The sequence below is a fragment of the Shewanella sp. SW24 genome (assembly GCF_025653395.1).
Classification (GTDB): domain Bacteria; phylum Pseudomonadota; class Gammaproteobacteria; order Enterobacterales; family Shewanellaceae; genus Shewanella; species Shewanella oncorhynchi.
Window position 1 is genome coordinate 1 of record NZ_JAKKSH010000034.1, and the last position, 25723, is coordinate 25723.

General features: G+C 46.2%; 24 protein-coding genes. 12 read left to right on the top strand and 12 right to left on the bottom strand.

Features of this window, described 5'->3' with window-relative positions; translation table 11 throughout:
- The 4 genes from L5M17_RS20025 to L5M17_RS20040 form a co-directional block, all read right to left on the bottom strand.
- Nucleotides 1–837: IS982 family transposase (locus tag L5M17_RS20025; RefSeq protein WP_263148940.1), on the bottom strand; the 837-nt coding region annotated here is incomplete at its 3' end.
- A 320-nt stretch (nt 838–1157) separates the two neighbouring features.
- Entirely contained in the window at nt 1158–1541 is a 384-nt protein-coding gene (locus tag L5M17_RS20030) for a transposase (RefSeq protein ID WP_263148953.1), read from the bottom strand.
- A 30-nt stretch (nt 1542–1571) separates the two neighbouring features.
- Nucleotides 1572–1871 carry a hypothetical protein gene (locus L5M17_RS20035; RefSeq protein WP_263148941.1) on the bottom strand — a complete coding sequence of 100 codons (300 nt, stop codon included), beginning with the start codon at nt 1869–1871 and terminating at the stop codon, nt 1572–1574.
- Nucleotides 1872–2485: 614 nt separating this feature from the next.
- Nucleotides 2486–3349, bottom strand: coding sequence for a YicC/YloC family endoribonuclease (locus L5M17_RS20040; RefSeq protein ID WP_263148942.1), 864 nt, complete (start codon nt 3347–3349; stop codon nt 2486–2488).
- A gap of 410 nt (nt 3350–3759) precedes the next feature.
- On the opposite strand from L5M17_RS20040, the gene rph reads away from it, so the two are divergent.
- Nucleotides 3760–4473, top strand: a complete 714-nt coding sequence (rph, locus tag L5M17_RS20045) for a ribonuclease PH (RefSeq protein ID WP_006079862.1) — start codon at nt 3760–3762, stop codon at nt 4471–4473.
- 163 nt (nt 4474–4636) lie between these two features.
- Complete coding sequence (gene pyrE, locus L5M17_RS20050) at nt 4637–5278, top strand: orotate phosphoribosyltransferase (protein WP_006079863.1); 642 nt, start codon at nt 4637–4639, stop codon at nt 5276–5278.
- Between the two features lie 227 nt (nt 5279–5505).
- On the opposite strand, the gene folE is transcribed toward pyrE, so the two are convergent.
- The 5 genes from folE to coaBC form a co-directional block, all read right to left on the bottom strand.
- Nucleotides 5506–6156 carry a GTP cyclohydrolase I FolE gene (gene folE / locus L5M17_RS20055; protein WP_006079864.1) on the bottom strand — a complete coding sequence of 217 codons (651 nt, stop codon included), beginning with the start codon at nt 6154–6156 and terminating at the stop codon, nt 5506–5508.
- Between the two features lie 270 nt (nt 6157–6426).
- Complete coding sequence (locus tag L5M17_RS20060; RefSeq protein ID WP_263148943.1) at nt 6427–8415, bottom strand: alpha/beta hydrolase family protein; 1989 nt, start codon at nt 8413–8415, stop codon at nt 6427–6429.
- A gap of 135 nt (nt 8416–8550) precedes the next feature.
- Nucleotides 8551–9144, bottom strand: a complete 594-nt coding sequence (gene slmA / locus L5M17_RS20065) for a nucleoid occlusion factor SlmA (protein ID WP_006079866.1) — start codon at nt 9142–9144, stop codon at nt 8551–8553.
- Nucleotides 9145–9178: 34 nt separating this feature from the next.
- Nucleotides 9179–9637, bottom strand: coding sequence for a dUTP diphosphatase (dut, locus tag L5M17_RS20070; RefSeq protein WP_006086674.1), 459 nt, complete (start codon nt 9635–9637; stop codon nt 9179–9181).
- Nucleotides 9634–10857, bottom strand: coding sequence for a bifunctional phosphopantothenoylcysteine decarboxylase/phosphopantothenate--cysteine ligase CoaBC (coaBC, locus tag L5M17_RS20075; RefSeq protein ID WP_263148954.1), 1224 nt, complete (start codon nt 10855–10857; stop codon nt 9634–9636). The genes dut and coaBC overlap by 4 nt, the downstream gene beginning before the upstream one ends.
- A gap of 122 nt (nt 10858–10979) precedes the next feature.
- Here coaBC and radC point away from each other — a divergent pair, with 122 nt between their 5' ends.
- From radC to L5M17_RS20100, 5 genes are all read left to right on the top strand, one after another.
- Nucleotides 10980–11657: a RadC family protein gene (gene radC, locus L5M17_RS20080; RefSeq protein ID WP_113941095.1), complete on the top strand. Its 678-nt coding sequence runs from the start codon at nt 10980–10982 to the stop codon at nt 11655–11657.
- Nucleotides 11658–11778: 121 nt separating this feature from the next.
- Entirely contained in the window at nt 11779–12015 is a 237-nt protein-coding gene (gene rpmB, locus L5M17_RS20085; RefSeq protein WP_006079870.1) for a 50S ribosomal protein L28, read from the top strand.
- 6 nt (nt 12016–12021) lie between these two features.
- Nucleotides 12022–12195 (top strand): 50S ribosomal protein L33, encoded by a 174-nt coding sequence (gene rpmG / locus L5M17_RS20090; protein ID WP_006079871.1) that lies wholly within the window; start codon nt 12022–12024, stop codon nt 12193–12195.
- A 323-nt stretch (nt 12196–12518) separates the two neighbouring features.
- A complete protein-coding gene (gene argA, locus L5M17_RS20095) occupies nt 12519–13838 on the top strand; it encodes an amino-acid N-acetyltransferase (protein ID WP_105251176.1) in 1320 nt (439 codons plus the stop codon).
- A 119-nt stretch (nt 13839–13957) separates the two neighbouring features.
- A complete protein-coding gene (locus L5M17_RS20100; RefSeq protein WP_263148944.1) occupies nt 13958–14476 on the top strand; it encodes a PH domain-containing protein in 519 nt (172 codons plus the stop codon).
- A gap of 49 nt (nt 14477–14525) precedes the next feature.
- Here L5M17_RS20100 and rarD read toward each other — a convergent pair whose 3' ends face one another.
- Nucleotides 14526–15410, bottom strand: coding sequence for an EamA family transporter RarD (gene rarD / locus L5M17_RS20105; protein WP_198572571.1), 885 nt, complete (start codon nt 15408–15410; stop codon nt 14526–14528).
- Nucleotides 15411–15615: 205 nt separating this feature from the next.
- Nucleotides 15616–16080, bottom strand: coding sequence for a thioesterase family protein (locus L5M17_RS20110; RefSeq protein ID WP_006079875.1), 465 nt, complete (start codon nt 16078–16080; stop codon nt 15616–15618).
- Nucleotides 16081–16407: 327 nt separating this feature from the next.
- Here L5M17_RS20110 and recQ point away from each other — a divergent pair, with 327 nt between their 5' ends.
- Entirely contained in the window at nt 16408–18231 is a 1824-nt protein-coding gene (recQ, locus tag L5M17_RS20115; RefSeq protein WP_263148946.1) for a DNA helicase RecQ, read from the top strand.
- On the opposite strand, the gene L5M17_RS20120 is transcribed toward recQ, so the two are convergent.
- Nucleotides 18213–19994, bottom strand: coding sequence for a diguanylate cyclase domain-containing protein (locus L5M17_RS20120; RefSeq protein ID WP_263148947.1), 1782 nt, complete (start codon nt 19992–19994; stop codon nt 18213–18215). The two genes, recQ and L5M17_RS20120, sit on opposite strands and share 19 nt — an antisense overlap.
- 509 nt (nt 19995–20503) lie before the next feature.
- Here L5M17_RS20120 and leuA point away from each other — a divergent pair.
- From leuA to leuD, 4 genes are all read left to right on the top strand, one after another.
- Entirely contained in the window at nt 20504–22072 is a 1569-nt protein-coding gene (gene leuA / locus L5M17_RS20125; protein WP_113941087.1) for a 2-isopropylmalate synthase, read from the top strand.
- Between the two features lie 70 nt (nt 22073–22142).
- Entirely contained in the window at nt 22143–23237 is a 1095-nt protein-coding gene (leuB, locus tag L5M17_RS20130; RefSeq protein WP_198572574.1) for a 3-isopropylmalate dehydrogenase, read from the top strand.
- A 23-nt stretch (nt 23238–23260) separates the two neighbouring features.
- Complete coding sequence (leuC, locus tag L5M17_RS20135) at nt 23261–24661, top strand: 3-isopropylmalate dehydratase large subunit (protein ID WP_263148956.1); 1401 nt, start codon at nt 23261–23263, stop codon at nt 24659–24661.
- A 27-nt stretch (nt 24662–24688) separates the two neighbouring features.
- The gene (gene leuD, locus L5M17_RS20140; protein ID WP_263148948.1) at nt 24689–25294 is read left to right on the top strand and encodes a 3-isopropylmalate dehydratase small subunit; all 606 of its coding nucleotides are present in this window, start codon (nt 24689–24691) and stop codon (nt 25292–25294) included.
- Nucleotides 25295–25723: the final 429 nt, after the last annotated feature.

The following is a 25723-nucleotide window of genomic DNA, read 5'->3' on the forward strand; positions in this document are numbered from 1 at the left end:
TGGCTTATTGTCTTTCAATTGATAGGCGATGAGTCCCGCAATCATGTTGAGCATAAAACCATGTACGCTGCGGTGTCTAGAGTGCTCTATTTGAGAGATGTTTTTTAACTGGTCGTTGATGGTTTCTATGATGAAACGTCTCGACAGCATCGCTCTATCCCACAACGACATCGCTTTTACTTTCATATTCTTACGCACGTTTGTCACCAGTGTGATGCCTTTCTCCAGCAATTCACTGGACAGTGCTTTACTGATATACCCTTTATCTGCATAGAGTTTATTCATGTCACTGTGCACCATCTCGTTCACCRGTTTTGTGTCATGTACATTCGCTGGGGTCACTTTGGCCGCCACTATTCCGCCTTGATGATTCACAATCAAATGCAGCTTAAAGCCATAGAACCACCCCATGGTGCCTTTACCTCTGCACGCCAGTCCCGCCAAGGTTTTATGGCGATGAATACGTAGGTTATGACACACTTTGATGCTGGTTGAATCAACAAATTCGATGCCAGTGGGGTCACTCTTGAGGCTGGCAAAGTAACTGCAAAGCGGCACTAAAGCAGTGGGCATCACCTCAAGAAAGCGGGTATAGCTGAGTAAATTAGGAAAAGCGGATTTGTAGAAATGGGCCAGATAGCCGATGTAGAAGTTCTTGAAATCACGGTGGTGAGACATCTGAAAAAGTATGATGATGGTCATCACTTCGCTCATCGTCATACGGCCAGGGCGTTGACGCTTGCGTGTACCATCGGTTAACAGCGTTTTTTCCCATTCTGGAATGAAAACAGTGCAAAAATCATCGACATCGCAAAACACTTCCACTAATTTATGCATAGGCCCTCCGGTGTGATGGGGTTTCTCTTGGTCGAAAGATCCGATCACTTGGAGGGCTATTAGTTCAACATTTCTTATCCCGTATATGGACTCCACCTGTTTAGCAATTGCTTTGACAAAAAGATTAGATGCGCACGTATATACGGTTTTTTATTGAAGAAGCTATCTTCTAACCAATGATCTATTCGCACCCTCTGTCCTTATCGAGATTGTAGCGTTATTAACGCTGTCGGGATAAACAGGTTTTCAGAAGGTTGGTCTTACCTATTTGTTAATGCATTTTGCTGAACTTTTTCTAAAACTCTTTCTAAAACAATATTCTATATGGTCTGACTGCTATATTCGGTTCTGTAATTGAGCAATGCCCATGCGGTGCGAACGGTTTTATTGATTAACGCGACACAAGCACGTTTTATACCCACTCGCCTGACTAAATTGATAAGCCATTGCTGTTTATAGGTTTTTCTCTCTACTGGCAGCCTTGATATAACAGAGAGTGCGCCTTGATAGAGGATTGAACGCAGGTATTTATCGCCACCATGCTTATCTATTCCAATCATAACAACCTTACCTCCACTGCTGTGTTGTTTAGGGGTAACACCAACGAAGACAGCCGCATGCTGGCCATTATTAAAACCTTGACCGTCACCTAAGCAAGCCAGTAAACCGGCTGCACCAATATGACTAACGCCTTCGAGCTTCATCAAGCGTTTACAAGGTTCTGATTGAGTGACTCACTGCTTTAACTGTAACGTTACCGCTTTGTAGTGCTCTTCTGTTGTTTGATATTGTTGCCATAAAATCATGAGCAATGTTTTGATTTGCTCAGGTAAGTCTGTTGATTCGGGCGAAATAAAGTGAGTGATGGCTTGCCTTAATGACTTTTTACCTAACGTGATGATAGCTCCATATTCAAAACACAACGCTCGTATGTGGTTACCCAGTGATGTGATTGTTCGGTCGAACCATTTTCTGCTGATTTGAATCGCTTGAATGTTCTGTTGTGATAGGTCTTTAACCTGGCAGAAAGTCATTCCTAACTGTGTTGATGCGATGGCAATGCCGATAGCATCATTAGCGTCTGTTTTTTGATTGCTGATATAGGGTTTTACTTTTTAGGGGCTATCCCTCTGACTTCATGCCCAAATGATTGTGCGACTCGAGCCCAGTAGTGAAAGCTAGCACAGCCTTCCATAGCAAAGACACAAGGAGGAGAGTTGGCAAGAAGGTCTTTCGTTTTTTGTGGTGACATGGCTTTATTGAATAACAACTCACCATATGGATTCACTTTACAAACTTGAATGACTTTTTTGCAAGGTCGAGAGATATTATTGTAGGCTTACTCATGTATGGACTCCTTTTGTTTTGGTCGACACCAACCTACGACTGTAGGTTGGTGGAGTCCATACATCGAGTTCAGGTTATTTAATAAATTGTTGGCGTCATTCCTGAACCCTCACATACGGACTGCCAGAGTCTGTTCTTAACCAGTGTGGGGATGAACCTCAACTGGAGGTTTGAAGCTTTGCTCCTATGGGACTCAAGTGGTTACAATAGCAAACAAACTCAAACCTATAAAAACATAAAACCAAGCAAGCGCTTGGTTTTATAGGATATTTTTAACGGGCACAAACGCGAAAAAACATCATTACTCAACGTTTTGGATCTGCTCACGCATTTGCTCGATGAGAACTTTAAGTTCCACTGCGGCTGAGGTGATTTCAGTGCTAATGGATTTAGAGGCGAGTGTGTTCGATTCGCGGTTAAATTCTTGCATCATAAAATCTAAACGGCGACCTTCGCTGCCGCCTTTTTTGAGGATACGGCGAGCTTCGGCGACATGGGCTTCGAGGCGATCCATTTCTTCGGCTACATCTTGTTTCTGTGCCAGTAGCACCATTTCTTGCTCGATGCGGGCTGGGTCGAGTTCACCTTTGATTTCTGCAAGGCGGTTGGTGAGCTTTTCGCGTTGATACAGCATCACCGTTGGCATGTGCTCGCGTACGACGGCGATTTGCTCGCTGACTCCGTCTAAGCGGCTTAGCAGCATGTCTTTGATGGCTTCGCCTTCACGGCCACGGGCTTCGATGAATTGATCTATGGCTGAGTCGAAGGCTGTCATCAGATCGGCGCCGATCGCATCCATATCTTGTTCACCGCTCGCTAGCACGCCCGGCCAGCGCAGGATGTCGGTCAGATTGACATCGCCTTGTCCCGCTTCTTGCTTGAGCCAAGTGGCGGCGCCTAATAGCTGTTTTGCTAGCGCTTGATTCAACTGCAGCTCGTTATTGCTGTTGTCTGCCAATTCGTAGCGCAGATTGACTTCCACTTTGCCGCGGCTTAAACGTTTACGAAGGCGGTCGCGCAGTACGGGTTCGAAGCTGCGGAAATGCTCGGGTAAACGTAGGTAAGTTTCGAGATAACGTTGATTGACTGAGCGAATTTCCCAGGAGGCAGTGCCCCATTGTGCTTTGTGCTCGATGCGAGCGTAGGCTGTCATGCTTTGGATCATGGGTTGTCCTAATGGTGTAATCGTCATAATGAGAGGCGATTATAGAGTCAATGGCTTTAGGATTAAAGGCATACAGCAAATATACCCAAGCTGCTTCGTCCCGGCGGGTTTTAACGCACTTTATGCTGCGTTGGTTATTTTTAACTTAGCCCACTAGGTCCGCAAATAACCGCAATCGCCATGGATGGCGTGAATGCCATTTATGCAGGAGCAATAAAGGGCCTTGCCTAAAGTGCGTTAAACTCCCGCTGAATTCTGCATCTTCAGGTTGTTTGGGTATAAGGACACGGATTAGGCGTTTGAGTGTGATGAGTTTGCCAGAGAATCACCCTAAGCATGGCATCCTAAGGCTCAAGCCCTTATAATATGCAGCCAAAATCGGTCAATGACTCAGAATACAGGAATCTCGCATGCGTCCAAGTAACAGAACGCCAGCACAAACTCGTCCCATCACTATCACTCGCCAGTTTACGGCCCATGCCGAAGGTTCTGTGTTAGTGGAATTTGGCGAAACGAAAGTGCTTTGTACCGCCAGTTTTACTGAAGGTGTGCCACGTTTCCTTAAAGGTCAGGGTCAAGGCTGGGTAACGGCTGAATACGGCATGTTGCCACGTTCGACCCATAGCCGTATGGATCGTGAAGCTGCTCGCGGTAAGCAATCTGGCCGTACGCAAGAAATTCAACGTCTTATCGGTCGTGCTCTACGCGCCTGTGTGGATATGAAAGCCCTAGGCGAAAACACTATCGTGATCGACTGTGATGTGATCCAAGCTGATGGTGGCACGCGCACTGCCTCTATCACTGGCGCCTGTGTGGCCTTAGTGGATGCGTTGAACTGGGCGCGTGGTAAAGGCATCATTAAATCTAACCCGCTGAAATTCCTTATCGCTGCTGTCAGCGTAGGTATTTACAAGGGTGAAGCGATAAGCGATCTAGAATATATCGAAGACAGCGCCGCTGAAACTGACATGAACGTCGTGATGACAGAAACGGGCAAGATCATCGAAATTCAAGGTACCGCCGAAGGCGAGCCATTCAGCCACGAAGAATTACTCGAACTGTTGGCATTGGCGAAGAACAGTATTCGTGAAATCGTCGATGTGCAGAAAGCCGCACTGAACTAATATTGTGGTGATGAAAAAGCCCCGTCATGTTGTAGAGTGCGGGGCTTTTTATTAACTGCAGCTTTTTATCTGCAGCAAGATGCTAGTGAAGTGCAAGCTCTGTACCGAATAAAAATTCCCCATAATACAAAACCAATAAAAGACAAAGTCGTAAGGAGATATTGTGAAAGCTTATCAACGTGAGTTTATTGAATTTGCCCTAGAACGTCAGGTGTTGCGATTTGGCGAATTTACCCTTAAATCGGGCCGTATCAGTCCTTATTTCTTCAATGCGGGTTTGTTCAATACTGGCCGTGATTTAGCACGTTTAGGCCGTTTTTATGCCGCTGCGTTAGTGGATTCTGGCATTGATTACGACTTGCTGTTTGGCCCTGCTTACAAAGGTATTCCGATTGCCACCACAACGGCGGTTGCCCTGTGTGAACACCACGATATCGATATCCCTTATTGCTTTAACCGCAAAGAGAAAAAAGATCACGGCGAAGGTGGCAGCTTAGTCGGAAGCGAGCTGAAAGGCCGCGTTATGTTGGTGGATGATGTGATCACCGCAGGTACTGCGATTCGTGAGTCGATGGAAATCATCGAAGCCCATAAGGCACAATTAGCGGGTGTGTTGATTGCTTTAGACAGGCAAGAGAAAGGCAAGGGCGAGTTATCGGCCATCCAAGAAGTTGAGCGTGATTTTGGCTGCGGAATAGTAGCAATTATTAAACTCGCCGACCTAATCAGTTATTTGTCTGAAAAACCAGGGATGGAAGTGCAACTTGCCGCCGTGAGCCAGTATCGCGAGCAATACGGGATTTAACTCTAGTGCTTAGCCGCTGGTATTGATCAAGTGGCTATTATTGGCGTGGTGAAATCAGTTAATCAACTGGCATTGATCTTAGCTAGGTTGAGAAAGGTTTGATTGGGTTGGTATGAAAACAAAAAACGCTGCGATTCTATAGAAGGAATCGCAGCGTTTTTTTTGTTGAGTGGTATTGATTGCTATTGATTTAGGCACGCTTTAAATCACGTTACGCTTCAATACACTTATTTCGACTGATGCAAAAACTCGGCGCGGGTCGCAGGATTTGATTTGAAAATACCGCCCAGTGCTGTGGTGGTGGTTGAACTGGTTGAGTCCATCACGCCACGGGATTTCACGCAGTAATGCACAGCATCCATTTTAACCGCAACATCTTTGGTTTCGAGCAAGGTTTGCAGCGCGACTAACACTTGCTGAGTCAAACGCTCTTGCACCTGTGGACGCTGGGCAAAGAAGCGTACTATACGGTTAATCTTTGATAAACCAATGATTTTTTTGCGTGGTAGATAAGCTATGGTGGCGGTACCATCGATCGTCACTAAATGGTGTTCGCAGGTGCTGGTGAGGCTAATGTCTTGCACTCGCACCATTTCATCGAAGCCCATCTTATTGTCGATAACCGTGATCTTAGGGAAGTTCGCATAATCTAAGCCGGAGAAGATTTCATCGACGTACATTTTAGCAATGCGGCGCGGCGTATCGGCAAGGCTATCGTCTGACAGATCCAATGACATTAATGTCAGGATTTCTTTCATATGATGTTCAATCTTGTCTTTACGTTCTTCACTGCTGTAAACGCTTGGGAGCATTGGGGTTTCAAGTCCACGTTCTAATAACGCGGCTTGTACTTTTACTGCTGCTTCACTTAATGCCATCTTATCCTCCACTACGTCGTAGCGGCTATAACAGAAAATCTATGCTGAGCATCGAGTGGTACTTGGGCTGTTCAGCATCAGATACAAATTATTGTTATTCTCGCTAGGGCAAGAATAGGGGGAGGAGGATAACGCGAATTGCAGATAATTCATACCGAAAAACGCTCATAGGCCACATGAAAAAGCCGATAGTCCTTATCGGATATCGGCTTAAAATCAGCCACGGCTAATCGAGTTTAGACTTGCTGTGACGGCAAGTTTGAGTCAATCCTAAAGTTTTAGATTAGTTTTTAGGAAGCTGAGCATTTGTTCATAGTATTTCGCTCTATGCTCATCGTTATAAAAACCGTGCCCTTCATTGTCCATTACCAGTTTTTGGTAAGGATAATTGTGAGCTTTTAGGCCTTTTTCGAGGGATTCGAGTTGCTCGATTGGCGCTCGATCATCTTCACCACCATGCACCAATAGTATGTTTGCTTTGAGTTTATCGACATTTTCAGAAGGAGACATTGCTTTGAGTACCGCTTTATCTTGGCCAAGCACATCCTTGAGATAGCTAGTGCCAGAACGGCTACTGGCTACATCGCCTTCATCAAACATCAATTCAAGATCATATACGCCAGCTACACCTATGGCGCATTTAAACATATCTGGAGCAAGTACGGCGCTCTGTAAGGCGCTGTAACCACCAAAACTGCCGCCAACGATACAGATGCGTGCCTTATCGGCGAAACCTTGGTCAATGACATATTGGGTGCCGTCGATGATATCGTATTGAATATCCGAGCCCCATTTTTGATAACCTGCGCGTTCAAATTGATCGCCATATCCGCCCGAGCCACGGAAGTTGACCTGTAGAACGGCTATGCCTTGGCTCGCTAGATATTGGTTTTGCGGGTCAAAGCCCCACCAGTCACGGATACCGTGTGGACCACCGTGTGGATTGACTACTAAAGGCAGATTTTTAGCTTCTTTTCCATAGGGAAGCGTTAGATATCCATGGAGTTGTTTACCATCACGGCTGGTGAAACTGATGGGTTTAACATCAGCCATTTGCTCTGGGTCGAGCCATTTTTTAGCTGCGGCTAGATATTCAAGTTTCAGTTTTTTCGTATCAAATATGTAGTATTCACCAGGATTACGATCATTAAATGCAAGTACAACGAGTTTTTCTGCATCTCGGGTTTCGCTAACAATTCGTACTTGATGGCCAGGTAGAGCACCAAGCAAATCTTTTAGCAATTTAGCGTGCGAATCCTCAGTATCGACGAAGGCATAACTTGGGTAGCCATTTTCAAACTCGACGGCGTAAAGTTGTTTATTGGTGCCGTTAATCCAAAAGTTGCTAGGGTCAACGTTTTCATCCTGAATGATTTCAGTTTTATCGCCCGTTTCGAGATTAATTTTATAAACCCCTAAGGTTTCACCTTGGGAGCGACCGGCGGCATAAATCGTATTTTTGTCATCGGCAAAGGAGAGTGGTTTGAAATCAGCAAGACCTAGATTGAGTTTATCGGTATTTACCCAGTTACCGTCTTTGCGGTAGAACACTTTAGTAATGTTTTTACTGTCCTCACCGGCAACGAAGCGGACTTCACCTTGATGGTCTGTCATAAAACGGGCTCGGCCGATAGGTGAGCCTGTGATGCGTTTACGTGTGCCATTGAACAAGTCTACGCGATAGACATCTTGTAACAGTTCCACGTCAAGATTGATCCTATCATTCCATGGAATAGCATTGACTAACATGTAGCGTTCATCATCTGGCAGAGGATCGAGGATAAACGCGCTCGCCCGCATAGGGGTGTTTTTCTTGATATTTGAACCTGTTTGTTGCTCGCCACTCTCGAAGCCGAAGAGATACGCTTTTCGTGAACCATCGGCATTCACCGCCATCAATTCACCGTAGTAGATAGGTGTGTCTTGCCAGCCTTTTAGGTATTCTTTTGCCAGTACCAGTCGCTCACTATTGGCCCATTCATAGTCGCCGACTTGAGCATTACTAGGGAAACGTATCGCATTGAGGAGTTTTTTGGTTTGGGTATCTAAGACTAAGAGAACGTTTTTACCCTCGACACTTGTGATAGCGCTTAAATATTTGCCAGTAGGCGATATTTTTACATCTGAGTACTCATTACCTTTACTGAATAACTGTGCTTGCGATAACGCATTCGCGTTGGAGCTATTGGCTGCAAAGGTGGATATTGGAAGTATTGGTAAGCAAAGTGTCGCCAACATGGCTAATCGGAAGAGTTTCATCTGACATCCTTGTAAAATCATTGTGTTTTTTGTTCTTAAAATGTTTTTCGAGGATAAAACAAAAGATGGAGCGAAACAAGGAAGGAATATCGAAAATAAAGGACGATAGTTACCGTCCTTTATGCTGAAAAATCATTAGCTTTGTAAAAGTTGGTGCTGGATAAAACGCCACTGTTCATCGAAGTGTGTCGTCGGTTTGAGTTTGAATTCACTTCGTACAAATTGGGCGATGCGGCCTTCGGCAAAGGCTAACAGTAAATTGGCTAAAATTGCCTCATCTAAATTAAAGCCTTTGCCTTCTCGCAGTGTCTTTTCCCGCAAAATTTGCTTAAGTTGAGTTTCTATTTTGGCAAATAAATTACTAATGCGGCTACGGAGGCGTTCATTTTCTCCGAGCAGCGCATCACCATTGAGTACGCGGGAAATGCCCGGGTTTCGCTCGGCAAAAATCAGCAGGAGCTGTAAAACAAGCTGGCAGCGCTTCATGGTGTCTTTTTCGTCATCCATGATTAAATTGATGCGCGACAATAACGACTCTTCGATAAATTCGATTAAGCCTTCGAACATCCGTGCTTTACTCGGGAAGTGACGGTACAGGGCGGCTTCCGATACACCGACTTCTGAGGCCAGTTTCGCTGTGGTGATCCTTTGTCCTGGGTTGGTTTCTAGCATCTGTGCTAGACATTGCAAAATATGTTCACGACGATTAATTTTTGGGCTTACAGCCATTGCAGTATCCTTGGCTCAATAACGACTTAGGGGATTATTTAGTGCCTGAATGGCCAAATCCGCCTTCACCACGATCTGAGCTGTCGAACTCATCAACGAGTTTGAATTGTGCTTGTACTACAGGAACAAACACCAGTTGTGCGAGACGATCGCCAATTTCTAAGGCAAAAGGACTGTCGCTACGATTCCAGCAAGACACCATTAAGGGGCCTTGGTAATCTGAATCTATGAGTCCGACCAGATTCCCCAGTACGATACCGTGTTTATGGCCAAGACCTGAGCGCGGCAAAATCACTGCAGCCAGTCCTGGATCGGCAACATGAATGGCAATCCCCGTGGGAATAAGCACGGTTTCACCCGGTGCTATAGTCAAAGTCGTGTCGATCATGGCGCGAAGATCCATGCCTGCACTGCCAGGTGTAGCGTAGGCAGGTAAAGGAAATTCTGAGCCGATACGGGAGTCGAGAATTTTTAATTCAATCGGTGTTTTCATGTATTTGTTTTTTCTTTCACTATCAACGAAAGTAATTGCCGTGCCAGCGTGAGCTTGTCAGTGGCGGGCAAATCTTGGCTACCTTGCGGCCAGAACACGCGCAGGGCATTGGCATCGGCATTAAAACCAAGGCCTGCGACGGAAACGTCGTTTGCGGCGATCATATTCAAGTTTTTACGTTTGAGTTTATCGCGGGCGTAGGTTTCTACATCATGGGTCTCTGCGGCAAATCCCACCACAAAGGGACGGTTTGGCAAGCTTGCGACCGTGGCTAAGATATCAGGATTCCTCACCAGCGCAAGTTGCATTTCTTCTGCCGATTTTTTGATCTTACTGGTGGCGATGTCGCTAATGCGATAGTCTGCAACGGCGGCGCAACCAATAAAAATATCTTTTTTATCAACGTTATTCATCACAGCGTTAAGCATATTTTGCGCCGATTCAACATCAATGCGGGTCACGCCTTCTGGGGTGCTTAGATTCACTGGGCCAGAGACTAAGGTGACCGTTGCGCCCATATCTGCCGCGGCTTTGGCTAAGGCAAAGCCCATTTTTCCAGAACTGTGATTCGAAATGTATCTGACGGGATCAATTGCTTCACGGGTTGGTCCGGCGGTAATCAGCAGTGACTGTCCTGCGAGTGGCTTAAGTTCAACAACGTCATGAGTGGCAAAAAACTGCGTAGCCCGTTCGGCTATGTCTAATGGCTCTAACATACGACCGGGACCTACCTCACCACAGGCCTGACTGCCACTTGCAGGTCCCCAAAGGGTAAAGCCACGTGATGCCAGGCTGGTTAAATTCGCCTGCGTCGCCAGATTACGGTACATCTGCTGATTCATTGCCGGACACAGGGCGATAGGCGCCTCTGTGGCAAGACAAGTGGTGGTGATTAGCTCATCGGCCATTCCTGCATTAATCCGCGCCAATAGGTTTGCGGTTGCAGGGGCGATGATGACGAGATCTGCCCAACGAGCAAGTTCTATATGGCCCATGGCTGCTTCTGCTGCGGGGTCGAGCAAGCTAGATGCCACTGGATGTCCAGACAACGCTTGCAGCGTCAGAGGCGTGATAAATTCCATCGCACTTTGGCTCATCACCACGCGCACATCAAAACCACGCTCTTTCAAGCGACGTACTAAATCAGCACTTTTATAGGCCGCAATACCGCCGCCAATGCCCAGCAGGACGTTTTTATTTGTCAGACTCACAGACATCATCCGAGATAGAAATAATGCCGGCAACAATATCACAAAGCGGTGAATTTTAGTGACTATCCCAGTTCAAAAAATCTCGTCCATACTCAGTAAAGTGAAAATATGTGAGATGACAGGGAGGTCACATGGGGATTAAAGATTGGCCTGAGGGCGAAGGTCCCAGAGATAAACTGTTACAAAAAGGAGCTGCGCATCTCTCGGATGCTGAATTACTAGCAGTATTGCTGCGTAACGGTTTAGCTGGATTAAACGCGGTTGACCTTGCTAGGTCGCTTATTTGCGAGTTTGGCGGCCTCAGAAACCTGCTCTGTGCCCCAAGAAATCAGGTGTGTCGACTTCCGGGCGTAGGACCTGTAAAATACGCCCAGCTTCAAGCTGCGGCCGAATTAGCGCGGCGTGTAGCGCAGGAAAATCTGCAAAGAGGTCAGGTTTTGACAAATCCCGATTTAACTCGGGACTATTTAATGCGACAATTGGCCGATCGCTCCTATGAAGTGTTCGCAGTTTTACTGCTGGATAGCCAGCATAGAGTGATTCAATTTGTCGAATTATTCCGCGGCACAATAGACTCAGCATCAGTGTATCCACGTGAAGTGGTGAGCTTAGTGCTGGAGAAAAAGGCCGCAGCAGTTATAGTTTGTCATAATCATCCGTCTGGTATTGCCGAGCCCAGTCAGGCTGACCGACGAATAACTGAGCGATTAAAAAATGCGTTAGCAACCATAGACGTATCCTTGTTGGACCATATGGTTGTAGGTGATCGAGAGATAGTTTCTTTTGCAGAACGAGGCTGGATTAATTAATCTAACACTTGATCTTCACTCTGTGATCGTGTATAAAATGCGCCCTCTTTGTGCCTCGGGCGACGGCCATACGAGGCACATTAATGCTCGAGCGTTAAAATTGTTTTTGGAGAAGATTGACATGTCAAGAGTATGCCAAGTTACTGGCAAGAAGCCGATGGTTGGTAACAACCGTTCGCATGCAAAAAACGCGACCCGTCGTCGTTTTTTACCTAACCTACAAAACCACCGTTTTTGGTTAGAAGAAGAAAAGCGTTTCGTACAGTTACGTGTATCTACTAAAGGTATCCGTCTGATCGACAAAAAAGGTATCGAAGTTGTTGTTGCTGAACTTCGTGCCCGTGGCGAGAAGGTATAATAGATCATGGCTAAAGCTAAAGGTAATCGTGAGAAGATCAAATTAGTTTCTACAGCTAAGACTGGTCACTTCTACACAACTGAAAAAAACAAGCGTAACATGCCTGAAAAAATGGAAATCAAAAAATTTGATCCAGTTATTCGTCAGCACGTTATCTACAAAGAAGCCAAAATCAAGTAATCCTTGGTTAGTGTTTCGAGAAAAGCCCCTTATTTAAGGGGCTTTTTTTTGCACTTTTTTTAGTGGCTAGTCATCAAGTTGAGATAATTGCCTCGCAAACTTAAGCAACTGAATCATCCCTTGTGAAGTTAAAAAAGTGTGAACACTTGCTGAAAATATAAAATAGTGCGGTTCTAAGCACTTTAAATCATTAAATCTGCACTTTAGTGAGAATAAATTCTTTATATGTGAATTAAAATGCAATACCATACGCGAAAGTTAGCGATTCATTCCTGGTGTGTCATAGTGACGCTGCCAGCTCAAAAATGAGGTGTAAATAACGCGTGCGTACCACTGAACTGGTTGATGGATTTCGTCATTCTGCCCCCTATGTTAATGCTCACAGAGGTAAAACTTTTGTGGTCATGCTTGGCGGTGAAGCTTTGGCTCAAAATCAATTCCGCGCCATCTTAAATGATGTCGCCCTGCTGCACAGTTTAGGGATCAAAGTGGTGTTGGTATATGGCGCTAGGCCGCAGATTGATGCTGCATTAGCCGCCAACGGTATTGCGCCTGCCTACCACGACGGTGTGCGTATCACGGATGAAGATTCGCTCAAAGTGATTAAGCAAGTTGCGGGTGCACTGCAATTTGATATCACAGCGCGTTTATCCATGAGTTTAAGTAATACGCCGATGCAAGGTGCGCAAATTAACTTAGTAAGCGGCAACTTTGTGATTGCTCAACCACTGGGTGTGGATAATGGTGTGGATTTTTGCCTGAGTGGCAAAGTGCGTCGTATTGATGTGCAAGGCTTAAAACGTCAGTTAGATAATCACTGCATCGTATTGATGGGGCCGATTGCGGCTTCGGTTACTGGTGAAAGCTTTAATCTCACCGCCGAGGAAATCGCGACTCAAGTGGCAATTAAGCTCAAAGCAGACAAGATGATCGGCTTTAGCTCACAGAACGGTATTCTCGATCGAAATGGCGATGTGATTGCCGAGTTGATGCCAAATGATGCGCAAAACATCATGAACAAGCTGGCCGAGCAAGGTTCTGCTTGTGTTGGTACTATGGCGTTTCTCAAAGCCAGTATCGATGCTTGCCGCAATGGTGTGCCACGTTGTCATTTAGTTAGCTACCTTGAAGATGGTGCTTTGCTACAAGAGCTGTTTTCCCGTGAAGGGATTGGTACACAAATCGTCACTGAGAGTGCTGAGCGTTTACGCTGTGCGTCAATCGCCGATATTGGCGGTGTGTTGAACCTTATCCGTCCATTGGAGGAACAAGGCATTCTGGTGCGTCGTAGTCGTGAGCAGCTTGAGATTGAAATCGAACAGTTCATGTTGATTGAACGTGATGGTTTAGTGATTGGTTGCGCTGCGCTCTATCCTTTTGAAGAGGACAATGCGGGTGAGTTTGCTTGTTTGGTGGTGCATCCTGATTATCGCGATGCCGATAGAGGGAGCTTACTGCTGAAGAACATTATCAATCAGGCTAGAAACCGCGGTTATTCACGCTTGTTTGCGCTGACAACTCGGAGCATTCACTGGTTCTTAGAGCATGGTTTTGTGATTGAAGATGTTGAAGCACTGCCACAGAAGAAGAAGCAGTTGTATAACTATCAACGCCGCTCAAAAATTCTCGCGCTCGATCTTTAAGCCGTTCTAAATCAATCCAATCAATGCCAGCCTAGTACTCATATTAGCGCTGGCATTTTTATTGACATAATATGTCTTTATTGGCAGATTAAGGCTTCACTGCACGGGAGATACTGCCAATGAGTCCTCAATTTTTTGAACTCGCCCCTTTAACCCAAACCTCTATCTTCAGCTTTATCGTCTTATTGCTCGGTTTAGCGGGTATCTTGCTGATGTTATGGCTAAAAAATATGCCTAAGATAGCGAAGTCAGCGAGTTTAGGTATATTGCTGGTGATGATGGGCGGATTTTCTTGGGTCTTCTATCAATCGAATAGCGCCGAATTAGTGTTAACCGATACAGAGCTCACAGTGGATGTTCCCTTCTATAAAGTGCAGTTATCCCGCGTGGATTTATTGCCCGCCGAGGCACGTATAGTCGATTTGCAACAAGAGACAGATTTAACGCCGAGATTTAAAACGAATGGTATAGGCATGCCAGGATTTCAATTGGGTTGGTTTAATCTACAAGGGAAAGGCAGGGCATTTTTGGCGATAACAGATAAATCGCAGTTAGTGTTAGTGCCAACGACTAAAGGCTACAGTTTATTACTGACAGTACCGCAAGGGAGTGAGTTTTTAGCACAGTTACAGAAGTAATCATCATATGTCATCACTTCTGCCACTGTGTTTATCGGCGTGATAATGCTCACGCCGTTTTGCGTTTATAGGCCATATCTAAGGTAAAGACGAGCAGCGCGCTCCAGATAAATCCGAAGGTCACGCCTTTTTCGGCATCGAAGGGCTCATTGAATAGACTCACCGCGAGGATAAACATAATACTCGGGCCAATATATTGGAAAAAGCCGAGCATAGACAATGGAATACGTACCGCTGCCCCTGCAAAACACAGCAAAGGAATGGTAGTCACTATCCCAGCCGCCATTAACATCAGATTCAATTGCCAATCGTTAGTCAGCATGCTCGCCGTGGCAGTGTCTAAGGTTGCGACGAGATAAATCAGCGCTACCGGTAATAACACTGCGGTTTCGACCAATAATCCGGCCTTAGCATCCACATTGACCTTTTTTCGCAGCAGTGCATAGAAACCAAAGGTGCCCGCGAGTGCCAGTGAGACGATGGGAATCGAGCCAAAAGAGATTAACTGGATCAATACGCCAGCGCTGGCGAGTGAAACCGCAAACCATTGCAATTTACGCAACCTTTCGCCTAGAAATAACATACCGAGTAAAACGTTGAGTAAAGGATTGATGAAGTAACCTAGGCTGGCATCGAGCATGTGATCGTTATTTACCGCCCAGATAAATAGTAGCCAGTTTCCCGCGATCAATATGGAAGTAATGGTGAGAACCATCAACTGTTTAGGCTGTTTAAACAGTAAGCGTAAGCGAGAAAAACCGCCGATAAACTGCATAATGATCAGCATAAACACGAATGACCAAATCACTCGATGGAGCAAAATTTCGGTGGCGGAAACATGGTTGAGTAATTTGAAATATAAAGGCGCAAAACCCCACATACAGTAAGCACTGACGGCAAGTAGGATCCCTTTGCGGTATTCAAGATTTGGCATGAGACATCTTCGAAGAACAACAAGGTGGCGATTGTAGGTGTGTCTGACCGCTGACTCAAGGGTATCGCCGTGTTCTTTTCGTTACAGAATATCTCCGCAATAGATTGAATGGGCGATTAAAGTGAGTAAACATCCTGTTGATCAAGACGTTTACCTTAGTCAATTTTGAGCCCTAAGGCAGTAATACACATCTAAATTTAACCGCCTAACCCACCATATAAGTCCCTGTTCCAAAAGCGATATGGGTGCCTTGCTCATTATGTAGTTCCATGCGGCATACTGAAACTCGATTACCCGCACGAATGACGCTGCCCGTGCCCGTAAAGGTGAGGCCGCGTCCCGGCCGCAGATAATCGACGCGCATATCAATTGTCCCTAGGGTTTGCAGGCGTTGCTGCAGCTCTTCGACCGTCCAATCATCACGACTGGCGACCAGTCCTGCAAAGGCCGTGAGTCCGCCAACCACATCGAGTACCGTTGCTGTCACACCGCCGTGGAGGATTTGCTGGTGGATATTGCCAATCAGCTCAGGCTTCATGTTGATCACGACTTCGACGCCATCAATGTCATAACGCTTGATATCGAGTCCGAGTAGATTATGGAAAGGGACATGTTGATCAAATACTGCTGCGACTCTTCTCAAAGCTTCGGCTTGGATTGGGCTGGTCATTTTGGGGTCCTTGTCACTGAGTGACGGTATTAGGCGTAATTGGATTTGTTATCAACACTGAGATAAACAAAGTGCGGCTTAGAGCAATTAATCTACAGTGAAGCTTACGGCTAATGCAACTCCGTCGCTAAAATGACGACACCGTTTCGGCAGTTTTTAAAGTATTTTACCCCGCGTTCGTTATTTTTGGCTTAGCCCACTAGGGTTAAAATAGCTACAATCGTGGTGAATTGCCTCGTCTAAAACGCTTTAAATTACCGTTGAATCCTGCATTTTGAACTAGTTTGGGTATAGAATAGGCCCCCTCACTTTTGACATAGAAGATCCATGGAAAAGCTCGTACTCGACACGCATGATGATCCGCTCTCGCAACGCCTCGCACAGGTGTTTGGTTACCGTGACTTTAGGGACGGTCAGCGGGAGGTGATAGAACGTGTCTGTGGCGGGCAAGATTGCTTAGTGATCATGCCAACGGGCGGCGGTAAGAGTCTTTGCTATCAACTCCCCGCGTTGCTGATGAATGGCATCACTATTGTCGTATCTCCATTGATTTCTTTGATGAAAGATCAAGTCGATAGCTTGTTGCAAACCGGTGTTGCAGCGGCTTATCTCAATTCTTCATTGCCGCGAGAGCAGAGCGCCGAAGTATTAAGGCAGCTGCGCCACGGTGAGTTAAAACTACTTTATGTGTCACCTGAGCGCTTATTAACCGCTGATTTTATTGAGCGTATGCAGTCGTTGCAGTTGGCGATGTTTGCCATCGATGAGGCGCACTGTATCAGTCAATGGGGTCATGATTTTCGCCCTGAATATGCGGCGCTTGGCCAGCTAAAGCAACTCTTCCCCTATGTGCCCATGATGGCGCTGACCGCAACAGCAGATCAGGCGACTCGACAGAGTATTTGTGAGCGGCTCGGTATTGACCCGTTCCGTTTACTTTCAAGTTTCGATCGGCCCAATATTCGCTATACAGTCGCCGAAAAGCTTAATGCAGCTAATCAGTTACGACATTTTTTAACGCAGCAGAATGGTACTAACGGCATTATTTATTGCAGCAGTCGCCGTCGTGTCGATGAAGTGGCTGACCGTTTATGTCTGCAAGGTTTTAATGCCAAGGCCTATCATGCGGGAATGACGCAGGAAGACCGTGGTGCAGTACAGGATAGTTTCCTTAAAGATCAAATCGATATTGTGGTTGCCACTGTGGCTTTCGGTATGGGTATTAATAAGTCGAATGTGCGTTTTGTGGTGCATTACGATATCCCAAAAAGTATCGAAGCCTATTATCAGGAAACGGGCCGAGCAGGACGTGATGGGCTCGATGCAGAAGCTTTTATGTTGTTCGATCCCGCCGATATTGGTCGGGTGCGACATTTGATTGAACAGTCCGAGCCAGGACCGCAGCAACAGGTCGAATTCCACAAACTTAATACTATGGCCGCCTTTGCTGAGGCGCAGACCTGTCGCCGCCAAGTGTTGCTGCATTACTTTGATGAGAGTGCATTAGAGCCCTGTGGTAACTGCGACATTTGCCTCGACCCGCCTAAGCGTTATAACGGCACCGAAGATGCACAGAAGGTGTTGTCATGTATTTTCCGTTTAGGCCAGCGTTTTGGTATCAATCATTTAATTGAAGTGTTGCGCGGTTCGAAAGGCGCACCGATAGTCGATCGAGGGCATGACAAACTCACGACTTGGGGGATTGGTAAAGACAAGAGCCATGAGTATTGGCTGAGTGTGATCCGTCAATTGATCCACTTGGGACTGGCGAGTCAAGATGTGACTCGTGGCTCCTCTATTACCTTAAACCCATCGGCACGGCCTGTGCTCAAAGGGGAAGTGGCGCTAATGCTTGCTGAACCGCGTATTCAGTTAACAACCACAAAACGTAAGGCGAGTCAGTCTAAAGCACCGTTGAATTATGACCGTAAATTGTTCGCACGGTTGAAGTTATTGCGTAGAACCATTGCCGAGCAGCAGGATGTGCCGCCGTATTTAGTCTTTAACGACGCTACCCTCGCAGAAATGGCAGCCATGATGCCAACGAGCGCGGGGGAAATGCTCGCCGTCAACGGGGTTGGCGAGCGTAAACTGAGTCGTTTCGGTGATGCTTTTCTCGATGAAATTACGGCTTACTTAGCGGGAGAATAATGGTTTGAAGTATTCTCATTGATTTTAACCTTGCCCAATTGATTGATACTGGCTCGTTTGATTAAAGACTCTAACGTATCAAACTGTTGCATCGCCGCTATACCAATATTGACCTTACTTGAACCCTGCCAAGGCTGAATGCAAGCAACTAACTGACTAACGACTCTTTTAGCACCAGTTGCCGAGGTATGCGGCAGGATAATGATAATTTCATCCATAGAATATCGGATTAACTTATCTTGCTCCCGTAGTCTGTGTTGCAGCTCATCCTGTAAGAGAGGTAGGTCAACTTGACGGATCTGACTCGCATTAAACAATAATAAAGACAGCGGATAATTACCTTGTTTGGCACTGTTTAATGTTGATGTGACTTGTTGGAGCAGCGTTTCCGCAGGTTCATTACCTTCAATATGTGGGGCACGATTATTCTGTTTATCAATCAAATACCAAATAGCTCCACCCAATAATGCCATTGCGATTAAGAACAGTGTGCTATAGGCCCAATCGACATTTAGCTCTTGTAAGATTGAATCTTTTTCTGGTGCAGTGCTATTTGGCTCCTGCTGCAGATCTTGTTGATTTAGACGGGCCTTAAACTGCAATATTCGAGCATTATTCATCGCTTGATTGGTGAGCTCGGCCGCTCTATAACGTTTGAGTAAGAAAGAATAGGCCTGTTTAAAATCCCCTTTTTCTAAGTAGTGATCGCTCATGATCCCGTAAAACCCTTTGAGATCTGAGTATTGTTTTAGGTTTTCAGCTTGCTCAATAGCGTGATTCATGAGGATTAAAGCGGCATCTTCTTGATGCTGAGCAAAACGAATTTGGGCGAGTAGGCGAGTTGAACGCATTGTCGCTAATTGTTGATTTTGTTTTTTAAACGTATTAATCGCGATAGAAAGATATTCTTCGGCATTATCGATGCGGCCTTTATCGAGCGCGATTGAGGCCAAAATGGCATAACTGTAGGCGAGTTCAAGTGGCGAACCGAGCTCAGGTAAAAGCGCTTTAGCTTGTTGTTCGAGTTTATCACTGTAATCAAACTCTTGATTATCAAGCGCTATCCGAGCTGCATTGCGTAAAATAAAGTGTAAAACTTTCCCTTTTGCATCGGCACTTTGTATACCTAAGTTGGTGTAATACATGGCTTGGGGGAAATCATGGGTGGCATAAAGTAAATTTCCCATCGCGGCATACACATAGGCCTGTGGTGGCCATATCCAATTTTGGTTTTGAGTATGAATATCCGGATAAATATCAATCGCGAGGCGTAAATCTTCGATAGCAGAGGAGAAGTTATCAGTGTCAGTATCGAGTTGGCCACGTAAGCGTAAAGCATCGACTAAGGCTTGTGGTTGCTGGTAACGTCGCGCGAGGTTAATGGCTGAATCAAGCAAAGGTAGGGCATTTTGAATATTGTTATAGCTAAGGTTGGCGTCGGCTTGGCAAATCAAAAAGTAAGGGCGTACTTGATCTAGCTTAAGTTGTTTAGCGTTTGCTTCGCCTAATTGAGCGACGTTGATAGCGGCTTCATTTTCCCCTATTTGTAGTAGGTTTTGGCATTTCAACACACTTAATCTGAGTCGATTGATATCTGAGCTTGCACTGGTCGCAAATTGTTTTTCTAACGCTGTTATTTGAGTGAGTGCTTTACTGGGATATTGGTAGACGAGTTCAGTGAGTTCATCTAATTGGTCTATAGCACTGGCCCCAAAGGGAAACAGCCATAACAACAGGCTCAGTACCAAGACGCGAAAATCCATTTTGTGCTCCATATAAAATGCGTAAGTTCTAATATCCCTAATCACTAAGGCGGGATTATAACTTTTCTTAATCGTTTTTTGCATAAAAAACTATTTTTTTCTAAGGGGAATAAGTTAACACATCCCAGTGATTTCTGAATCCAAACAGCTGGTTAATTCTGTGGAATCGATCACTAATTTGGGGATGAAACTCACAGTTATTAGCCTTAAGACAGGTTGAATGAGTGGAACATGAAAAAATTAGGGTTGACACTATCGGCTAGGCAAGTTAAATATTAACCGTCCTCAATAATTCAAACAGAATAAATATACAGATTAAATGAATATTATTAGCCGCAAACTCGACCTCCTCCTTCTATCTCTCGCGGTTTATACGCGGAGGTCTTAGTGTTGCACGCTCGATAAAGAGGCAAAGCATTCACAAACCCCGCACCGATGTTGCGGGGTTTTTTGTATCTGAATACGGCAAAAATTAACTAACGAACGGTGACGTTCCATGGAGAAGCGAAATGTCTAACAGAGTCATAATATTTGATACTACCTTGCGTGATGGTGAGCAGGCATTAGCCGCAAGTTTGTCGGTCAAAGAAAAACTACAGATCGCTATGGCGCTGGAACGTCTGGGTGTGGATGTGATGGAAGTGGGTTTTCCGGTTTCTTCGCCCGGTGATTTTGAGTCAGTGCAGACCATAGCGCGTACCATCAAAAATAGCCGCGTTTGTGCCTTATCCCGCGCATTGGAAAAGGACATAGATGCTGCGGCGCAGGCCTTGTCTGTTGCAGATCAATTCCGTATCCATACCTTTATCTCGACCTCGACGATTCACGTTGAGAGCAAGTTGAAGCGTTCTTTCGATCAAGTGTTAGAGATGGCCGTAGGCGCGGTGAAGTATGCCCGCCGTTTTACCGACGATGTGGAATTTTCCTGTGAGGATGCGGGGCGTACGCCCATCGATAATCTATGCCGTATGGTAGAAGCGGCCATTCGTGCGGGCGCGCGCACCATTAATATTCCCGATACGGTCGGTTACACAGTGCCCAGCGAGTTTGGCAATATCATTCAAACTTTGTTTAATCGGGTGCCGAATATCGACCAAGCGGTGATCTCAGTGCATTGCCACGATGACTTAGGTTTGTCTGTGGCTAACTCGATAACTGCAGTGCAACACGGTGCGCGTCAAATTGAATGTACGATCAATGGCATAGGTGAGCGTGCGGGTAACTGTTCACTGGAAGAGATCGCGATGATTTTAGCGACGCGTAAGGGGATGTTGGGATTAGAAACGGGCATTAATGCCAAAGAAATTCACCGTACTTCTAATTTAGTCAGCCAGTTATGCAATATGCCAGTGCAGGCGAACAAGGCTATTGTCGGTGCCAATGCCTTTACCCATTCGTCGGGTATCCATCAGGATGGCATGTTAAAAGCACAAAATACCTATGAAATCATGACGCCAGAAAGCATAGGTTTGAATCGCAACAACTTGAATATGACCTCGCGCTCGGGTCGCCATGTGATCAAGCATCGCATGGAGGAAATGGGCTATAGCGAGCACGATTACAATATGGATACTCTGTATGAAGAGTTTCTAAAATTGGCAGATAAAAAAGGCCAAGTATTTGATTATGATCTAGAAGCCTTAGCCTTTATGGAAGCGCAGGCCGAAGAAGACAATCACTATCAATTGCAGCAATTAGTGGTGCAGTCTGACTCAACTGAAGGCGTAGCTACGGCGACTGTACGTATCGAAGTGGGCGGCGAAATTAAAACCGAAGCCGCAACCGGTAATGGTCCTGTTGATGCTGCCTATAACGCGATTGCCCGCGCAACCGATCGTCGAATCGATATCATCAGCTACAAGCTAGGCGCTAAGGGCGTAGGTCAAAATGCATTAGGCCAAGTGGATATTACCGCGGTTTACCACGAGCAAAACTTTCACGGCGTAGGTTTGGCAACCGATGTGGTTGAAGCCTCGGCACGCGCTTTAGTGCATGTGATGAACTTAACGTGCCGCGCAGACAAGGTTGCCGATTACAAACAAAGCATGCAAAAAAATCGAGAGCTAGGCGGCGTCTAGTCGCTAAAAGCATCCAAAGAATAGCAAGGTCGAGCATAAAGCATTCACATTTAAAGGAGTTAGCTGGCGTATGAGTTATCAAATAGCAGTATTAGCAGGGGATGGGATCGGTCCTGAAGTGATGGCAGAGGCGCGTAAAGTGCTGCGTGAGGTTGAAGCGCGTTTCGATTTGAATATCGAATACACTGAATTCGATGTTGGCGGTATTGCCATCGATAACCACGGTTGTCCCTTACCCGATGCCACGCTAAAGGGCTGTGAAGCGGCCGATGCGATCCTATTTGGCTCGGTAGGCGGTCCTAAGTGGGAAAAGTTACCACCAAATGAACAACCTGAGCGCGGCGCGCTATTGCCTCTGCGTGGTCACTTCGAACTGTTCTGTAATCTGCGCCCAGCAAAATTGCATGATGGCTTAGAACATATGTCGCCGCTGCGTAGCGATATTTCCGCCCGTGGCTTTGATGTTTTATGTGTGCGCGAGTTAACCGGCGGCATTTATTTTGGTAAGCCGAAGGGCCGTCAAGGCGAAGGCGAAAATGAAGAAGCCTTCGATACCATGCGTTATAGCCGTCGCGAAATTAGCCGTATCGCCCGCATCGCCTTCGAAGCCGCCCGTGGTCGCCGTAAAAAAGTGACCTCAGTGGATAAAGCCAATGTGCTCGCCTGTTCAGTGTTATGGCGCCAAGTGGTTGAAGAAGTCGCAGTAGATTTCCCCGATGTCGAGCTTGAACACATCTATATCGATAATGCGACCATGCAGTTGCTACGTCGTCCCGATGAGTTCGATGTGATGCTATGTTCTAACCTGTTCGGCGATATTTTATCCGACGAAATCGCCATGTTAACTGGCTCTATGGGCTTGTTGTCATCGGCGAGCATGAACAGCACTGGCTTTGGTTTATTTGAACCAGCGGGTGGCAGTGCGCCGGATATCGCGGGCAAAGGTATTGCAAACCCTATCGCCCAAATTCTGTCGGCGGCATTAATGCTGCGCCACAGCTTAAAGCAAGAAGAAGCCGCCTGTGCGATTGAACGTGCCGTAAGCAAAGCATTAAATTCTGGCTACTTAACCGGTGAGCTATTGAGCAGCGACAAGCGTAGCCAAGCTAAATCAACCGCCGAGATGGGTGACTTTATCGCCAATGCTATAAAGGAAGGTGTGTAATGACGACTGTGCCAAAAAACGCGGTGGCAAAAACGCTGTATCAAAAAGTATGGGATGCCCACGTTGTAGCGACTCCTGAAGGTGAAGCGCCGATCATTTATGTCGACAGACATTTAGTCCATGAAGTGACTTCTCCCCAAGCATTTAGTGGCTTAAAAGTGGCGGGCCGCAAACTGCGTGCACCGGAAAAAACCTTTGCTACTATGGATCACAACACTTCGACCCGTAGCGCCAGCTTGGATGCCCTAAGCCCGATGGCGCGCACTCAGGTTGAAACCCTAGCGCAAAACTGTAAAGACTTTGGCGTGCGTTTATACGACATTCACCATCCTAATCAAGGGATTGTGCATGTGATGGGGCCAGAGTTGGGTATTACCTTACCCGGCACTGTGATTGTCTGTGGTGATTCCCATACCGCGACCCATGGCGCCTTTGGGGCATTGGCGTTTGGCATTGGTACGTCCGAGGTTGAGCACGTTTTAGCAACCCAAACCTTGCGTCAACTAAAAGCTAAGACCATGAAGATTGAAGTGCGTGGTCATGTCACCGATGGCGTGACCGCCAAAGATATCGTACTCGCTATTATTGGCAAAATCGGCATGGATGGTGGCACGGGTTATGTGGTGGAGTTCTGCGGTGAGGCGATTGAAGCCCTGTCGATGGAAGGCCGCATGACAGTGTGCAACATGGCGATTGAGATGGGCGCTAAGGCGGGCATGGTCGCGCCGGATCAAACCACTTTCGACTATTTAGCAGGCCGCGAGTTTGCACCCAAGGGCGAAGATTGGACTGAGGCTGTCGCTTATTGGCAAGCCATAAAAACCGATGATGGCGCCGTGTTTGATGCGACTGTGGTACTCGATGCCGCCGATATTGCACCACAATTGACTTGGGGTACAAACCCCGGCCAAGTCGTAGCGATCGATGGAAAAGTGCCAAATCCTATTGATGAAGCCAACCCAAGCACCCGTGCCAGCATGGAAAAGGCCTTAGAATACATTGGCCTGAGTGCGGGCACGCCTATGACAGACATCAGTATCAACAAGGTATTTATCGGTTCTTGTACTAACTCAAGGATTGAAGATTTACGCAGCGCCGCCGTACATGCCAAAGGTCGTAAAGTCGCGAATGGCGTCACCGCGATTGTCGTACCCGGTTCTGGTCAAGTGAAAGCGCAAGCCGAAGCCGAAGGCTTAGATAAAATCTTTATCGAAGCGGGGTTTGAGTGGCGTTTACCGGGTTGTTCTATGTGTTTAGCGATGAACGATGACAGATTAGAAGCGGGTGATCGCTGCGCTTCGACCAGTAATCGTAACTTCGAAGGCCGCCAAGGCCGTGGCAGTCGCACCCATTTGGTGAGCCCTGCAATGGCCGCCGCCGCTGCGGTGGCTGGGCATTTTGTCGATATTCGTAAACCTTACTAATTACCGTAAACCCAAGAGGAGAAGTTAATGCAACCTTTTACGACCCATACCGGGCTTGCGGTCATGATCGACAGCACCAATATCGATACGGATCAGATCATTCCGAAACAGTTTTTGTCTAAGGTGACGCGCGATGGTTTTGGCGTGCACTTATTCCACGACTGGCGTTATTTAGATGATGCGGGCGATCTGCCTAACCCTGAGTTTTCATTGAATCAAAGCCGCTATAAAGGCGCGTCGATTCTTTTGGCGCAGGAAAACTTTGGTTGTGGTTCAAGCCGCGAACATGCGCCTTGGGCGCTGGCAGACTTTGGTCTGCGTGCGATTATTGCGCCGAGTTTTGCTGATATTTTTTACGGTAACTCAATCAATAACGGCTTGTTACCTGTGGCGTTAACTCACGCGCAGGTGCGCCAATTAATGGACGAAGTGGCGGCAGAAACAGGCGCACAAATTACGGTTGATCTCACAAGCTGCAAAGTGATTTCACCGTCGGGCGCCGAGTTTAGTTTTACGCTGGCAGAATCGGCGAGACATAAGTTACTCAACGGTTTAGATGCGATTGGCTTGACCTTGTCCCATGCTGCGCAAATCAGTCAGTACGAAACTCAAATCCAAGGCTGGCGCCGTTAGTTTTTCAGCGCACATTTGTACTGGTGTTGAGTCCATATTTAAGCGCCTAGGTTAACACCTAGGCGCTTTTGTTTTAAATCATCATCTGCTCATGGTTTAACTAGTTGTATTTGAAGTGATAAATTTTTACTGCTGTTTGTGTGTCATAGAATTTTTGTGTCGATAGTGATTTATGCTGAATTTGTTACATCTGAATGATTTACACGTGTTTCTGCGATTTTTGATTTTATTTTGTTGTTTATTATGGTTATTTTTTATTTAACCATGTTGAGTTAATCAGCGTTGCGAATAATAACTGGGCGAATATAGGCTGAGTTTTGTTTAAATGGTGATATTGGTCACTAAATCTGTTTTAAAGTCATCGTTAGCTAGAGTTTTTGTCTGTTTTATCTCCTTTGGTTGCAAACATCTTCTGCATAAGTAAACTGC

Coding starts and splice junctions, on each gene's coding strand:
- L5M17_RS20030 (WP_263148953.1), bottom strand. CDS start 1,541: ATGAAGCTCGAAGGCGTTAGTCATATTGGTGCAGCCGGTTTACTGGCT.
- L5M17_RS20035 (WP_263148941.1), bottom strand. CDS start 1,871: ATGACTTTCTGCCAGGTTAAAGACCTATCACAACAGAACATTCAAGCG.
- L5M17_RS20040 (WP_263148942.1), bottom strand. CDS start 3,349: ATGATCCAAAGCATGACAGCCTACGCTCGCATCGAGCACAAAGCACAA.
- rph (WP_006079862.1), top strand. CDS start 3,760: ATGCGTCCAAGTAACAGAACGCCAGCACAAACTCGTCCCATCACTATC.
- folE (WP_006079864.1), bottom strand. CDS start 6,156: ATGGCATTAAGTGAAGCAGCAGTAAAAGTACAAGCCGCGTTATTAGAA.
- L5M17_RS20060 (WP_263148943.1), bottom strand. CDS start 8,415: ATGAAACTCTTCCGATTAGCCATGTTGGCGACACTTTGCTTACCAATA.
- slmA (WP_006079866.1), bottom strand. CDS start 9,144: ATGGCTGTAAGCCCAAAAATTAATCGTCGTGAACATATTTTGCAATGT.
- dut (WP_006086674.1), bottom strand. CDS start 9,637: ATGAAAACACCGATTGAATTAAAAATTCTCGACTCCCGTATCGGCTCA.
- coaBC (WP_263148954.1), bottom strand. CDS start 10,857: ATGATGTCTGTGAGTCTGACAAATAAAAACGTCCTGCTGGGCATTGGC.
- radC (WP_113941095.1), top strand. CDS start 10,980: ATGGGGATTAAAGATTGGCCTGAGGGCGAAGGTCCCAGAGATAAACTG.
- rpmB (WP_006079870.1), top strand. CDS start 11,779: ATGTCAAGAGTATGCCAAGTTACTGGCAAGAAGCCGATGGTTGGTAAC.
- rpmG (WP_006079871.1), top strand. CDS start 12,022: ATGGCTAAAGCTAAAGGTAATCGTGAGAAGATCAAATTAGTTTCTACA.
- L5M17_RS20100 (WP_263148944.1), top strand. CDS start 13,958: ATGAGTCCTCAATTTTTTGAACTCGCCCCTTTAACCCAAACCTCTATC.
- rarD (WP_198572571.1), bottom strand. CDS start 15,410: ATGCCAAATCTTGAATACCGCAAAGGGATCCTACTTGCCGTCAGTGCT.
- L5M17_RS20110 (WP_006079875.1), bottom strand. CDS start 16,080: ATGACCAGCCCAATCCAAGCCGAAGCTTTGAGAAGAGTCGCAGCAGTA.
- recQ (WP_263148946.1), top strand. CDS start 16,408: ATGGAAAAGCTCGTACTCGACACGCATGATGATCCGCTCTCGCAACGC.
- L5M17_RS20120 (WP_263148947.1), bottom strand. CDS start 19,994: ATGGATTTTCGCGTCTTGGTACTGAGCCTGTTGTTATGGCTGTTTCCC.
- leuA (WP_113941087.1), top strand. CDS start 20,504: ATGTCTAACAGAGTCATAATATTTGATACTACCTTGCGTGATGGTGAG.
- leuB (WP_198572574.1), top strand. CDS start 22,143: ATGAGTTATCAAATAGCAGTATTAGCAGGGGATGGGATCGGTCCTGAA.
- leuD (WP_263148948.1), top strand. CDS start 24,689: ATGCAACCTTTTACGACCCATACCGGGCTTGCGGTCATGATCGACAGC.